This window comes from Actinoplanes sp. NPDC049265 (assembly GCF_043197135.1).
In the GTDB taxonomy this organism is placed as follows: Bacteria; Actinomycetota; Actinomycetes; order Mycobacteriales; family Micromonosporaceae; genus Actinoplanes.
Genome location: NZ_JBICSP010000016.1, coordinates 97,910 through 111,385, shown reverse-complemented (window position 1 = coordinate 111,385; position 13,476 = coordinate 97,910). Strand labels below are relative to the sequence as shown.

Annotated in this window: 14 protein-coding genes; 5 read left to right on the top strand and 9 right to left on the bottom strand. The window is 69.3% G+C overall.

What is annotated here, in order from left to right:
- Nucleotides 1-56 precede the first annotated feature (56 nt).
- The 7 genes from smpB to pruA all read right to left on the bottom strand — a co-directional run bounded on the left by smpB (nucleotide 57) and on the right by pruA (nucleotide 7,305).
- A complete protein-coding gene (gene smpB / locus ACGFIO_RS31930) occupies nucleotides 57-533 on the bottom strand; it encodes an SsrA-binding protein SmpB (RefSeq protein ID WP_392831787.1) in 477 nt (158 codons plus the stop codon).
- 41 nt (nucleotides 534-574) lie between these two features.
- Nucleotides 575-1,861, bottom strand: a complete 1,287-nt coding sequence (locus ACGFIO_RS31925; protein WP_392831785.1) for a M23 family metallopeptidase — start codon at nucleotides 1,859-1,861, stop codon at nucleotides 575-577.
- A 156-nt stretch (nucleotides 1,862-2,017) separates the two neighbouring features.
- Nucleotides 2,018-2,893, bottom strand: a complete 876-nt coding sequence (gene ftsX, locus ACGFIO_RS31920) for a permease-like cell division protein FtsX (RefSeq protein WP_392831783.1) — start codon at nucleotides 2,891-2,893, stop codon at nucleotides 2,018-2,020.
- 52 nt (nucleotides 2,894-2,945) lie between these two features.
- On the bottom strand, nucleotides 2,946-3,626 hold the full coding sequence (gene ftsE, locus ACGFIO_RS31915; protein WP_392831781.1) for a cell division ATP-binding protein FtsE: 681 nt from the start codon (nucleotides 3,624-3,626) through the stop codon (nucleotides 2,946-2,948).
- Nucleotides 3,627-3,716: 90 nt separating this feature from the next.
- The gene (gene prfB / locus ACGFIO_RS31910; RefSeq protein WP_392831779.1) at nucleotides 3,717-4,829 is read right to left on the bottom strand and encodes a peptide chain release factor 2; all 1,113 of its coding nucleotides are present in this window, start codon (nucleotides 4,827-4,829) and stop codon (nucleotides 3,717-3,719) included.
- Between the two features lie 66 nt (nucleotides 4,830-4,895).
- Nucleotides 4,896-5,411 (bottom strand): PadR family transcriptional regulator, encoded by a 516-nt coding sequence (locus tag ACGFIO_RS31905; protein ID WP_392831777.1) that lies wholly within the window; start codon nucleotides 5,409-5,411, stop codon nucleotides 4,896-4,898.
- 265 nt (nucleotides 5,412-5,676) lie between these two features.
- Complete coding sequence (gene pruA, locus ACGFIO_RS31900) at nucleotides 5,677-7,305, bottom strand: L-glutamate gamma-semialdehyde dehydrogenase (RefSeq protein ID WP_392831775.1); 1,629 nt, start codon at nucleotides 7,303-7,305, stop codon at nucleotides 5,677-5,679.
- Nucleotides 7,306-7,386: 81 nt separating this feature from the next.
- Here pruA and ACGFIO_RS31895 point away from each other — a divergent pair, with 81 nt between their 5' ends.
- Nucleotides 7,387-8,427 (top strand): hypothetical protein, encoded by a 1,041-nt coding sequence (locus ACGFIO_RS31895; RefSeq protein ID WP_392831773.1) that lies wholly within the window; start codon nucleotides 7,387-7,389, stop codon nucleotides 8,425-8,427.
- The gene (locus tag ACGFIO_RS31890) at nucleotides 8,424-9,170 is read left to right on the top strand and encodes an alpha/beta fold hydrolase (RefSeq protein WP_392831770.1); all 747 of its coding nucleotides are present in this window, start codon (nucleotides 8,424-8,426) and stop codon (nucleotides 9,168-9,170) included. The genes ACGFIO_RS31895 and ACGFIO_RS31890 overlap by 4 nt, the downstream gene beginning before the upstream one ends.
- Nucleotides 9,171-9,211: 41 nt before the next feature.
- On the opposite strand, the gene ACGFIO_RS31885 is transcribed toward ACGFIO_RS31890, so the two are convergent.
- On the bottom strand, nucleotides 9,212-9,724 hold the full coding sequence (locus ACGFIO_RS31885) for a DUF6912 family protein (RefSeq protein WP_392832041.1): 513 nt from the start codon (nucleotides 9,722-9,724) through the stop codon (nucleotides 9,212-9,214).
- A 16-nt stretch (nucleotides 9,725-9,740) separates the two neighbouring features.
- Nucleotides 9,741-10,466, bottom strand: coding sequence for a rhodanese-like domain-containing protein (locus ACGFIO_RS31880; protein WP_392831768.1), 726 nt, complete (start codon nucleotides 10,464-10,466; stop codon nucleotides 9,741-9,743).
- 93 nt (nucleotides 10,467-10,559) lie between these two features.
- Between ACGFIO_RS31880 and ACGFIO_RS31875 the strand changes: the two genes are divergently transcribed.
- From ACGFIO_RS31875 to ACGFIO_RS31865, 3 genes are all read left to right on the top strand, one after another.
- Nucleotides 10,560-11,000 (top strand): Lrp/AsnC family transcriptional regulator, encoded by a 441-nt coding sequence (locus ACGFIO_RS31875; protein WP_392831765.1) that lies wholly within the window; start codon nucleotides 10,560-10,562, stop codon nucleotides 10,998-11,000.
- A 97-nt stretch (nucleotides 11,001-11,097) separates the two neighbouring features.
- Complete coding sequence (locus tag ACGFIO_RS31870; protein ID WP_392832038.1) at nucleotides 11,098-11,310, top strand: helix-turn-helix domain-containing protein; 213 nt, start codon at nucleotides 11,098-11,100, stop codon at nucleotides 11,308-11,310.
- Nucleotides 11,311-11,806: 496 nt separating this feature from the next.
- Nucleotides 11,807-13,006, top strand: a complete 1,200-nt coding sequence (locus ACGFIO_RS31865; protein WP_392831764.1) for an Rv3235 family protein — start codon at nucleotides 11,807-11,809, stop codon at nucleotides 13,004-13,006.
- Nucleotides 13,007-13,476: the final 470 nt, after the last annotated feature.

The following is a 13,476-nucleotide window of genomic DNA, read 5'->3' as shown; positions in this document are numbered from 1 at the left end:
CTACTACCAGTACATATCGATGCCGGGCAAGGAATCGCACCAGGGCACCTTAACGGTCAGGCCATTCCTTTGCCACGTCGGCCCAGTTCGCGGTTGATCTCTTTTTCGGCGTCGCGCTTGGCCAGGTCCTGGCGCTTGTCGTACGCCTTCTTGCCCTTGGCCAGGCCGAGCTCGACCTTCGCGTACCCGTTGTTGAAGTAGACCTGGAGCGGCACCAGGGTGACGCCGTCGTCGCGCAGCTTGATCTGCATCCGGAGGATCTCGGACCGGTTGAGCAGCAGTTTGCGCACCCGGCGGGGTTCGTGGTTGGTCCACGTGCCCTGCGAGTACTCGGGGATGTGCATCCCGTGCAGGAAGATCTCGCCGTTGTTCTCGTGGCCGAACGCGTCGACCAGCGACGCCCGGCCGGCGCGCAGCGACTTGACCTCGGTGCCGGTGAGGACCATGCCGGCGTCGTACGTGTCGATGATGGTGTAGTCGTGCCGGGCCTTGCGGTTCGAGGCCACGACCTTGCGCCCCTGTTCGCGCGGCATGCCAGTGCTCCTGGGATTTGAACGGAATTCGGCCGTTCAATCTAACAGAGGCAGGACGGGAGGTATTTCAAGGGATTCTTCGGTACGCCGTTGACGCGCGTCTCGAAGTGCAGGTGGTTGCCGGTGGACGCGCCGGTGGTGCCGACCTTGCCGATCACCTGGCCGCGGCGGATGCGCTGCCCCACGTACACGTCGATCTCTGATTGGTGTCCGTAGCAGGTGGAGAACCTGTTGCCGTGGCTGATGCAGGTGTACTGCCCGTACCCGCCGGCCCATCCGGCGCGGATGACCCGTCCGTCGGCCGCGGCGTGGATGGGTGAGCCGCCACCGGCCGCGAGGTCGACGCCGGCGTGCAGCTGCCAGACGCGGTAGTACGGGTCGTAGCGGGTGCCGAAGTCGCTGGACTTGTAGCCGTGCACCGGCATCAGCAGGATGCCGCCGGAGTAGGTGCCGCCGCCGGAGCTGCCGCCGTTCTTGTTCTCCCAGGTCTGGAGGGCGGCGACGACCCGCTGTTCCTCGGCCTCGGCCTCGCGGTACTTGGCCAGCACGACGGCCCGCTGCGAGTTGGCCACCACGAAGGCCGCGCGCCGGGTGTCGGCCAGCTCGACCACGGCGGCCTGGGCGTCCTCGGCGGCATCCTCGGCCCGCGCGGCGATCTTCAGCTTGTCGGCGGCGTCGGCCTCGGCGGCTTCGGCGGTGCGCTGGGCGAGTCCGGCCCGGTCCTGTTCGGTACGCACTTCCCGGCGCGCCACGACCACCTGGGCGACGGTCTTCTGCTGCTTGCGCATGACCTGGTCGACCAGGCCGAGCCGGTCCATCGCGTCCTGCGGCCCGGTCGCTCCGACCAGCACGTTGATGGCCGCGATGTCGCCGCCCTTGTAGCTGGCCGAGGCGATCTCGTCGACCCGGTCCCGCGCCGCCTCGACCTGGCCCTGGGCTTGGGCGAACCGACCTCTGATCTTCTGGTACGCGGTCCGCGCCGCGTCCGCCTTCCGCCGCGCCGTGTTGGCCTGTGCCCGGGCGGCGGCGACGACGCCGCGCGCGGAGGCGACCTTCTGCTGGGCGGCGGGCAGGGCGGCGGTGGCGGCCTCCAGGCGCTGGGCGGCGGCCCGGGCCTGCACGGTGGCGTCCTCGAGCACCGCTTCGGCCCGGTCGACGGCCCGCCCGGCCCGCTTGGCGTCGTCGTGCGGGTCGGCGACGGCCGGTCCGGCCGGGGCGATCACCACGGCGAGGCAGAGCACGGCGACCAACCAGTTCCGCCCCGGGCGTGGGCGGCCGCCGACGCGAATGCCACTCAGAAGGTCGTAGCCCCGGGCGGTGTTCCGCACCCGGATACCGCTATGACCTACCACTTCGATACCTGACGGCTGCGCTGACTGGACCCCACGTTCGCACCGTACCGCGACTATCCGCCCTTTTGGCCCAAAACGACCAATAGCCGCGTCCCGGGCGGGATGCGGCTATTGGGAAGGGTGGTAATAACGCTAGACCCGCAGGTAGAACCGCAGAGTGACCCAGGCGGTGACCGCGCTGACCGCCGCGCCGACCCCCGCCAGAAGCGGCAGCATCAGCCAGACGTTTCCGTTCGGAATAGGCGTCAACACGTTGGTCAGCGCCTGGAGCCGCCCGTCCAGCAGCACCACCTTGCTGACGAACAGGAAGATGAAGCCCAGAATGGAGCCGATCAGGCCGGCCGCCACCGCCTCCAACACGAACGGCGCCTGGATGAACCAGTTGGACGCGCCGACCAGTTTCATGACCGCGACCTCGCGCCGCTTGCTGTACGCCGCCACCTGGATGGTGTTACCCACCAGCAGCAACGCGGCCAAGGCCATCACCCCAGCCACGACCAGGGCCATCACCTGGATCGAGTTGAAGATGTCGAACACCTTCTTGAGCAGCTCACGCTGGTCGACGATGTCCTGGATCCCCTGCATGCCGCGCATCTGGTCGGCGAACGTCGCGTACTGTTCCGGGTCCTTGAGCTTGACCCGGAACGACTCGGGGAGGCTGTCCGGGGTGACCGACTTGATGAAGTCGGGCGAGTCGCGCCAGATCACCTGGAACTTCTTGAACGCCTCTTCCTTGCTCTCGTACTGCTTGGAGTCGACCAGCGGGTTCCCGGCGATCGCCTGGTCGACGGCGGTCCGCTGGGCCTCGCTGACGTCGTCGCGCAGGAAGATCGAGACCTCGATCTCGCCGTAGTAGAAGTTCTTCATCTGGTCGACCTGCATGTAGAGCAGGACGCTCGCGCCGAGCATCGTCAACGAGACCGACATGGTGATGATCATGGCGACGGTCATGGTGACGTTGCGCCAGAGACCGACCAGGACCTCGTTGAGGACGTATTTCAGCCGCATCGGGGATTTCCTTCAGTGGGAGAACAGGGCGGGCACGGGATTCGCACGCGGGTCAGCCGTAGACGCCGCGCGCCTGGTCGCGGACGATCCGCCCGCTCTCGATCTCGATCACCCGGCGGCGCATCTGGTTCACGATGTTCGAGTCGTGGGTGACCATGACGACGGTCGTGCCGGTCCGGTTGATCCGGTCCAGCAAGCGCATGATCTCAATCGACGTGTCCGGGTCGAGGTTTCCGGTCGGCTCGTCGGCGAGCAGGATCAGCGGCCGGTTGACGAACGCCCGGGCGACCGCGACACGCTGCTGCTCACCACCGGAGAGCTCGTGCGGGTAGCGGTGCTCCTTGCCGCCGAGCCCGACCAACTCGAGGACCTCGGGCACGACGCGACGCGCCACCGCCTTGGTCTTGCCGATGACCTCGAGGGCGAAGGCCACGTTCTCGTACGCGGTGCGGTTGGGCAGGAGACGGAAGTCCTGGAAGACGCAGCCGATCGAGCGCCGGAAGTGCGGAATCTTCCACGAGCGCAGGGTCGTCACGTCCTTGGTGTTCACCACCACCTTGCCGGTGCTCGGAGAGACCTCGTGCAGCAGCAACTTGATGATGGTGGACTTGCCGGAACCGGAGGGGCCGATGAAGAAGACGAACTCGCCCTTCTCGATCCCGACGCTGACGTTGTCCAGCGACGGGCGAGACGCCTTGGGATACGTCTTCGTCACGTTCTCGAGCTGAATCACGGGAGCAGAGTCTACGCGGTGTAACGAAAACGCCAAGTCGGCTGGTCGGCGCGATGTGCACGGCCTCACTCACGCGGCGCGCCGATCAGGTCACTCGGCCAGCTGGCTCTGCTTCCGCCAGCGGATACCCGCCTCGATGAACTGGTCCAGGTCGCCGTCGAAGACCGAAGTGGGGTTGCCGACCTCGTGCTCGGTGCGCAGATCCTTCACCATCTGATAGGGATGCAGCACGTAGGAGCGCATCTGGTCACCCCAGGAGCCGGTGGTGTCGTGCTTGAGGCCGGCCATCTTGGCCTCCTCCTCCTGGCGCTTGCGCTCGAGCAGGCGGGCCTGCAGCACCCGCATCGCCGACGCCTTGTTCTGCAGCTGCGACTTCTCGTTCTGACACGTCACCACGATGCCCGTGGGGATGTGTGTGAGCCGCACCGCGGAGTCGGTCGTGTTAACGCTCTGTCCACCAGGCCCCGACGAGCGGTACACGTCGACGCGTACTTCGTTCTCCGGAATGTCGATGTGGTCGGTCTGCTCGACCACGGGCATCACCTCGACGCCGGCGAAGCTGGTCTGCCGGCGGCCCTGGTTGTCGAACGGGCTGATCCGGACCAGTCGGTGCGTTCCGGACTCGACGCTGAGGGTGCCGTACGCGTACGGCACCTTGACCGCGAAGGTCGCCGACTTGAGGCCGGCCTCTTCCGCGTACGAGGTCTCGTAGACCTCGGTCGGATAGCCGTGGCGCTCGGCCCAGCGCAGGTACATCCGCATCAGCATCTCGGCGAAGTCGGCGGCGTCCACGCCGCCGGCACCGGCCCGGATGGCCACCACCGCTTCCCGGGAGTCGTACTCACCGGAGAGCAGGGTGCGGACCTCCATCTCCTCGATGGCCTTGCTGAGCGAGGTGAGCTCGGCGCCGACCTCGGCGATGGAGCCCTCGTCGCTCTCGGCCTGGGCCATCTCGAGCAGGAGGGTGGCGTCGTCCAGCCGGCCGCGCAGCTTCTCCATCCGGCTGATCTCGCCGGAGACGTAGGCCAGACGTGAATTGACGTCTTGTGCCCGCGCCTGGTCGTCCCACAGGTCGGGCGCCGAGGCCTGCTCCTCGAGGTCGGCCTTGTCCCCCCGAAGCTTGTCGACGTCGAGGACGTCCTCGATGTTGCGCAGGGTGGCGTCGAGGGTCTTGAGCTGTTCGGGGAACTCGGCTGAACTCACAACCAGTAAGACTACGCCGCCCGACCGGGTCTCCGGCCGGGCGGCTCCTCCGACATCGTTACGGCCTCACTCCGCTGGGGCGACCTTCAGCCAGCTCAGGGCGGCTTTGTGGTACGCGACGGCGAACTCGAGGGCGGCGGCGCCGTACTGGTCGCCGGCCTTCTTCGCTTCCTTGGCCTGTTCGCGGGCCATCGCGAGGGCCTCGGAGTGGTACTCGTTGGCGCCGGTGTAGAGCGTCTTCAGCTGGTTGCCGGAGTGCTGCTGGCCGAAGGCGACCCGAAGGGCGACCGGGTTACGGATCGCATCGCGGCCGGGCGACTCGGCGAGCCACCGGCTGAAGGCACGCTTGCCGGAGGCGGTAATGGCATAGGGCTGGCTGGATCGTGGACCGGGCTTGCCTAGTCGGACAAATCCCATTTCGGCGAGCACGGGTAGTTCGCGGTAGACCTGGCTCCGCGTCATCGACCAGTACGGCCCGAGGCGGCGTTCCGCAGCCGCCATGAGCTGTCCGCCGGTCATCGGGCCCTCGTGAAGCAGGCCCAGGAGGGCGGCAGCTGTTGGGTTGATTTGTGTGTCGGGCATGCCTTCTAAGCTGCCACTTTGTTCGCTCGACGTCCAGGATTTCGCCCGATCCGTCCATTTTGCGTCTCCACAAGCGACTGTCCCGCACAGACAGTCCGACCACGAGGGTCGTGACCGGGCGTTTTACCCATGTGGATCAGTGTCACGCGATAAGATGGCACAGTGATTCGCCCAGACGGCGATCCCGGTGAGGATTCGGTCAAAATACCCGCGCCACCGCGTTAACGATCTGATCATTAACGCAGTGGCGCAGGAAACCGGACAATCACCCCATGTGCGGGTAGCGCCAGTCGACCGGCGGCTCGAAGGTCTCCTTGATGGTCCGCGGCGAGACCCACCGGTACAGGTTCAAAACGGACCCGGCCTTGTCGTTGGTCCCGCTGCCCCGGGCGCCGCCGAACGGCTGCTGCCCGACCACAGCACCGGTCGGCTTGTCGTTGAGGTAAAAGTTGCCGGCCGCGAACCGCAGCGTCTCCGCGGCACCATCGAGGACGATCCGGTCGGTGGCGAAGATCGAGCCGGTCAGCGCGTACGGGGACACGGCTTCCGCCTGGACCATGGCCGACTGGAAATCGGCGTCCTCATAGACGTACACACCGAGAATGGGTCCGAAGAACTCGGTCGTGAAGATCTCGTGCGTCGGGTCGGTCGACTCCACCAGCGTCGGAGCGACGAACCAGCCCTCCCGGTCGTCGGCCGTCCCACCCGCGAGGACGGTGCACGAGGCACTGTTCTTGATCCGGTCCAGTGCCGACGCATGCTTGGCGAAGGCCCGCCCGTCGATCACCGCGCCACCGAAGACGGACAGGTCGGAAACGTCGCCGTACGCGACACTGGCGACCGAGGCGGCCAGCCGGTCGCGCAGCCCGCCCTCCCAGATGGACCGCGGGACGTAGGCGCGCGAGGCGGCACTGCACTTCTGACCCTGATATTCGTACGCGCCGCGGACCAACGCCGTGTGCAGCGCGTCCACGTCGGCGCTGGGGTGCGCGAAGACGAAATCCTTGCCGCCGGTCTCGCCGACCAACCGGGGGTATCCCTTGTAGCGCTCGATGTTCTCCCCCACCGTGCGCCACAGGTGGCGGAACGTGGCGGTCGACCCGGTGAAGTGGATGCCGGCCAGGTCGGGGTCGCTGAGCACCACGTCCGACACGGCCAGCCCGTCGCCGGTCACCATGTTGATCACGCCCGGCGGCAGCCCCGCCGCCTCGAACAGCCGCATCGTGTAGTGCGCGGACAACTGCTGGGTGGGCGACGGCTTCCAGATCACCGTGTTGCCCATCAGCGCCGGCGCGGACGGCAGGTTGCCGGCGATCGCGGTGAAGTTGAACGGCGTGACCGCGTAGACGAAGCCCTCCAGCGGCCGGTGGTCGAACCGGTTCCACACACCGGTCGACGACCGCGGCTGCTCGCCCAGGATCTGCTGCCCGAACGAGACGTTGAAGCGCAGGAAGTCGATCAGCTCACAGGCGGAGTCGATCTCGGCCTGCTGCGCCGACTTCGACTGGCCGAGGATCGTGGCGGCGTTCAGGGTGTCGCGCCAGCCGCCCGCGAGCAGCTCGGCCGCCCGCAGGAAGACCGCCGCCCGCTCGCTGTACGGAAGGGCCCGCCAGCCCGGCGCCGCCGTGCGCGCGGCCTCGACCGCGGCCGCGGCGTCCGCCTTGGTGGCGTTGCCGGTCTCACCCAGCACGTCATGCCGCCGGTGCGGCTGGACCACGTCGATGCGCTCGCCGCCGCCCATCGACTGCTTGCCGCCGACGGTCATGGTCAGGTCGAGCCGGTCGCCCTTCATCGCGTCCACCCGCGCTTGCAGCGAAGCGCGCTCCGGGCTGCCGGGTGCGTACCCCCGCACCGGCTCGTTGTGCGGCACGGGCACCGAGATCTGGGCGTCCATCGCAGGGACTCTCCTAACTCCTTGTGGGATCGCTTCATCCTCGCACCGGCGGTGGCCCGGCGGCGCGTACCCTGAGGCCTCATGAGCACGCAGGAGGAGACAACCGTCACGACCGAGCGTGCCTCGTTGAAGTCCGTGGCGCTCGCCGTCGCCGGAATGCTGTGGATGGCCGGGCTGCTGTGGTCGGCCCGCGCCACCATCACCGGCCGCGCCGACGTCTACATGGAGGTCACCTCCACCGCGTACGCGTTGCCCGGCGCCATCTCGGCCAGCCTGGTCGCCGGGGCCGCGGTCGGCCTGTTCTCCCGTCGTTTCAAGAATCGCGCCGGTACGACCGTCCGCTTCGCGATCTCCACCGGTGCCGGGCTGGCCCTGGGACTGCTCGGCGCCGTGGTCATGCTCACGATCAACACCGAGGGCTGGGTGTACGCGGTGGTCGCCGGCTCGATCGCCGCGGCGGCCACTATCGGCGGGGCGCTCGGCGGGCTCCGCCAGGCCTCCGTCGTCGCGGCGGTGTGCTGGGCGGCCATGGCGGTGTTCCTGGTCGGGGTGCTGCTGACCTTCGCCCAGGGCGTGCTGTTCGGCCTGTTCGGCGCCGGGGACTCGCCGGCCTCGCAGGTCGGCGCGGCCAACTGGTACTCGCTGACCCAGGCCGTGGTCAGCGGCATCGTGGCCGGGGTGCTGGTTCATCGCCTGCTGCGCGGCGCCCCGGTGCGCTGGGTGTGGATCGCCGGCGCCGGCGCCGGGCCCGGGTTGCTCCAGGTCATTGCCGAGATCTTGACGCGTACGGCCGGAGCCCGCGTCCTCGATCTCGCGGGCAAGGTGTCCGCGCTGGAGAGGACCGTCCAGCAGATGCTCAGCGGCGCCCGCCTCAACAGCGCCATGATCATCCTGTTCGTGGGCGCCATCACCGCGGCGATCGCGGTCGGCCGTACCCTCAAGCCCCCTTCCCCCGCCTCCCCCTCCTCCGCGCCCCCTTCCCCCGCGCCACCTTCCCCCGCGGCGTCGTCCCCCGCGGAGTCTTCCCCCGCGGCGTCGTCCCCCGCGTCCCCTTCCTCCGCGGCGGCCTCCCCCGCCTCCTCCGCTGGGGGCTCGCCCGCTCGTTCCGAGGATGCCGGATGACGCTCTATCGCCAGGTCCACGGCGAGCCTGTCGCCGGCACGGCGCCCCTGCTGCTGATCCATGGCGGCGGGGCGACGATCGAGACCAACTGGTCCGCGCTGATTCCCCTGCTGACGCCGACGCGGCAGGTGGTCGCGGTCGAGCTGCAGGGTCACGGGCGGACGCCCTACGCCGGTGGCACGATCAGCTTCGAGAACTCGGCCGACGAGGTCGCGGAGGTGGTGCGAGAGCTCGGCGCCGGCCCGGTCGACGTGCTCGGCTTCAGCAACGGCGGCAACGTCGCGCTCCGCCTCGCGATGCGCCACCCGTCCCTGATCCGTCGTCAGATCGTGGCGTCCGCCTTCTTTCGCCGCGACGGGCTGGTCGACGGCTTCTGGGACGGCATGGCCCAGGCCACACTCGAGACGATGCCCCAGCTTTTTCGCGACGCCGACGCCGCCCTCAACCCCGACCCGGCCCACCAGCAGCAGCTGTTCGACCTGGACAGCGGCCAGATGAAGGCCTTCACCGACTGGCCGCCGTCAGACTTCGCCACGATCGAGGCCCCCACCCTGATCCTGGCGGCCGACCGCGACGTGGCCACCAACGCCCACACCGTCGAGATGGTGTCCCTGATCCCCGGCGCCCGCCTGATGATCGTCCCCGGCACCCACGGCGACTACCTGGGCGAGACTCTGGCCGCCGGCGGCGACCTGACCGCCATGCACATGACCGTGCCCTGGCTGCTGCGCTTCCTCGACTGAGCCGGTCCGGCCGCCTCCACCTCGGAGGTCGCGGCGGTGGTTTACGTGCGGTCGAGCAGTTCGTCCAGTTCGGTTACCGCGTACCAGGCCAGCTCGTGGTCCTCGGCGCCGTCCACGGTGAACTGGGCGTCCGGGTCGCCGGCCAGGGCCTCCTCGACCACGTTGACGGCCGCGGCGATGTCGTCGACGGCGCCCGGGTCGTCGACGTGGACGGCGGCGACCTCCTTGAGGGACACCGGCTGGGGCAGGCGGATGGTGCTCGAACCCAGCTCGGCCTCTTCGCGGACAAGCGCCGTCGATGGGACATCGGCGGACACCACGACCCGGCGACGCGGGGCTTGCGGGTCGTTCCGCAGCAGTCGCAGGGCGGCCTGGGCGGCGCGGGTGAAGGCGACATACTCGAGTTCTTCCTCATCGCCTTCGGCGTACCACTCGCGAAGCGCTGGAGTCACCGCATGTGCGACCGAAGCGCCCTCGCCGAGCTGACCCGCCGCCTTCAGACCGGCCAGCATGGGCACAGTGGCGGGCAGATAGACGCGAACCAGGTCAGTGATCGGCACGCAGCCATTATCAGCAACCACAGGCCGGCCCGGGCAGCGGCCCCACCTCATCCACCACCACCACGCTCCCCACCGCCACGCCCCCGGCCGCCACGCTCCCCACCGCCACGTCTTCGGCCGCCACGCTCCCCACCGCCGCGCCGGCTCGCATCGATCCCGCGCCTGCGGCTGCTGCGCCTGCTCGAACCCCGCATGCGGTCACAGCACCCGCTCCCGCCCCATCTGCTGCCGCCGACGTTGGGCTTGGCGGCGCCACGCTCACGTCCATCCCATGCGCCGCCGACGTTGCGCTTGGCGGCGCCACGCCCACGTCCATCCCACGCGCCGCCGACGTTGCGCTCGGCCGTGCTGGGCTTGGGGGCGTCAGGGTCGGGACGGTTAGGGGGTCGGGGGTGCGGCGGGACTCGCCGGTGGGGGTGACGACCGGGAAGCCCTCGCGGATCCAGTACTCGATGCCGCCGAGCATTTCGCGAACGGCGTAGCCGCGCCGGGCCAGAGCCAAGGCTGCCTTGGTCGCGCCGTTGCAGCCGGGGCCCCAGCAGTAGGTGACGACCGGCGTTCCGTCGTCGGCCGGGAGGTCGGCCAGGCGGATCGCGCCGGGGATGTGGGCCTGGGTCCAGGCCTGGGTGCTTCGGGTGTCGACCAGGCGGACGGTCGCGGTTGACAAGGCGGCGTGTACGTCGGACACGTCGGTCTGGAAGGCGAGGCGGGCGGCGAAGAAATCGGTTGCTTTCATGCGTACCAAATTATGGGGTTGATCTGGGGATTGGCATAGGAAGGCTAGCGTCTGACCGTGGTTTGGCCGGGGGATCGACGGTAGGTTGGCGCGATGACCGTGGATCGAACGGATTGGGCTCTGCTCGGCGCGCTGCAGGAGGATGGGCGGGCCAGCTTCGCCGATCTGGCCCGGGTCGTGTCGATGTCGCCGAGTGCGGTGGCCGAGCGGGTGCGGCGGCTGGAGGAGGCGGGAGTCATCGCCGGCTATCGGGCGGTGATCGCGCCGGAGCAGGTCGGGCTGGGCGTGATGGCGTTCGTGCGGCTGCGGTACCCGACGGGCAACTACCGGCCGTTCCACGCGCTGCTCGACAGCACGCCAGAGATCGTCGAGGCGCATCATGTGACGGGCGAGGACTGCTTCGTGCTCAAGGTGCTGGCGCGATCGATGCGGCATCTCGAGGAGGTCGCGGGGCGGATCGGGGGGCTCGGCTCGGTCACCACCAGCGTGGTCTACTCCAGCCCACTCACCGGGCGCGCCGTCACCGTAGACTAGTCTTGCGTCAAGTCCGTTTACGCCATCGGGGGTAAACGGTGGCAAACTTGGGTAAGCGGATTTGATGCGAGGAGACGGGCCGGTGGAGTCCAGGTTCATGCTGCTGTCCGACGTGGCGGCCGAGCTGAACGTGTCAGACTCGCAGGTCTACCACATGGTCCGCAGCGGAGAACTGCCCGCAATCAAGATCGGCGGGCGCGGTCAGTGGCGGGTTGAGCGGGCCAAGCTCGAGGAATACATCGAGCAGAAGTACGCCGAGACGGCCGACTGGGTAACCAAGAATCCGCTGACCAGCCCCGAGGCTGAATAGTCGCCGCGGTTTCACCCGGCACCGCCTGCCCGCCGGCGGCATGACTTCACCTTCCGCGCGTGAGCGCCCCCGGGCCAGCCCCCGGACTCTCGCGCATCGCGCCCCGGATCCCGGAGCTCGCGCCTCGCGCCCCGGACCCGCGGCCCCTGACCCGCGCCCCGCGTTCCTCGCCCCGCGCCCCCGCGTTCCTCGCCCCTCGTTCCTCTCCCGCGCCCCCGCGCCCCCGCGTTCCTCGCCCCTCGTTCCTCTCCCGCGCCCCCGCGCGCCCCGCGTTCCTCGCCCCGCGCCCCCGCGCGCCCTGCGTTCCTCGTTCCTCGTTCCTCGTTCCTCGTTCCTCGTTCCTCGCTAAGTCTTTTCTCCCTTGTGCCACCGGTCGCGGCTAACCCCCTCACCCTTACCGCCCCTCCCCACTCCTGCCGCGATCGCCGCTCTTTCACCGTCCTTTTTCGCAGGCTTATGGCCGATACACCGGGAGTTATCCACAGGCGTTGACCCGATGGAGGTCGCACGGGAAGCTTGGTTCTCGGAAGCAAACGTAGGCAAACGAAAGGTTTGGTGGCGCGACATGACGACGGTCGAGATGGCTCCGCCCGGCCCGCGACCGCAGATCCGGGTGCGATCGCTGCCGAGTTGCGACCCGCCCTACGACGACGAACTCGAGCCGAGACGGTGGGAAACGGCAAACCAGCTCGCGCTCGACTGGCCGGCTCCGAGCAGAACACGCCAGCCGCCTCCGACACCCGCGGCCGAGCAGCTGACACGCAAGGTCGCCGCGGCCAAGGTGACCGCCGGAACGGCCGGCGACGCCAAGCTGGCGGTGCGCCTGTTCGCGCAGATGTTCGTCGAGGTGCTGAACGGCTACCGTCCCGCGGCCCACCTGGCCCGCATGGCCGTCCCGCGAGAAGCCACCAACGTGGTCAGCGAGGCCGTCTCCGGCACCAACCGCGTCTCGGCCCTCCGCGGCGACGCGGGCCCGACCGGCGGCCCACGCTTACGCCGCCAGGTGGTGAGTGACCGCCGCCAAGTCGTAACCGGAGCCCGTCCGGCCTACCGCGTGGGTGACGCTCCGGCTCCGGGCGCCGGCCAGCCGCCGAGCGTCAACAGCTCGGGCACCGGCCAGCCACCGGGCATCGGCAGCTCGGGCAGCGGTCGGCCACCGAGCGTCAACAGCTCGGGCACCGGCCGGCCATCGAGCGTCGGCACCACGCCCGTTCCGGGCATCAGCCACGCATCGGGCGGATCCCATGCCGCGCTCGGGGACGGCATGGGATCGATCGGTGGTCGCGAACACGGCGGCGTGCATCGGGGTGGTTGCACGCCGCCGGCCAACGGTTCGCCGGAGGTGCGGGCCGTGCGCGTTATGAGTGGCTCACGGCCAGCTCAGAGCGCCGGACCAGCATCGCCAAGGGCAGGGCAGGCCGCTCGCGGACCGGGCCGGGTGACGCCAGGTGCGGAACGCGGAGCGGCGCGGCCGACGCCGGGTGCGGAAAGCGGGGTGGGGCGGGCGGCGGCGATGCGGGAGCTTCCGCGGAGGCGGGGTGCGGTGGATGTGCTGAAGTTTCACTTCTGCGAGCCGCGACCGGGTGCCGTCGAAGCCACGGTTCTGCTGCTGACGGGTGAGCGCACATGCGCGCTCGCCCTGCGGATGGAGCTGCAGGGCAGGAGGTGGATGGCCGCCGCCGTACGTCTGCTCTGAACGCGCCCGGGGCGGCCGCCGTGCACTTGGGCGGCGGAGGTTCTGGGTCTCAACCACCGCACGGTGCGGCTACCGCCCGATGGCCGCGCCGGCGCGGGTGGCGTCGGGAAGCCCGGAACGGTTCGTAACGGCGAGCGGACCGTGAAGGGGACCGGGCGCGCATGGCGATCCGCAGAACAAGCCATGCGCGACACCCGACGCCAAGTAAGGCAGCAGCGCCCGGCCAAACGGCCGGGCGCTGCTGTCGCTAGTGCTACCTGAAGGCCGGTGGACGCGGCTGGGCGGACACGGCTGGGCGGGCCCCACAGGCCGCCTCGACGGGCCGTCAGGCGACCCACCGGGAGCACACGTCCGGAAACAACTCGCCGAAATCAGCCGGACCACCCCGCCAGGAACACCCGCCCGGAACAACCCGCCGAAATCAACCAGACCATCCCGCCAAGGTCGCCCCGAGGAGCCGACCGAATCGC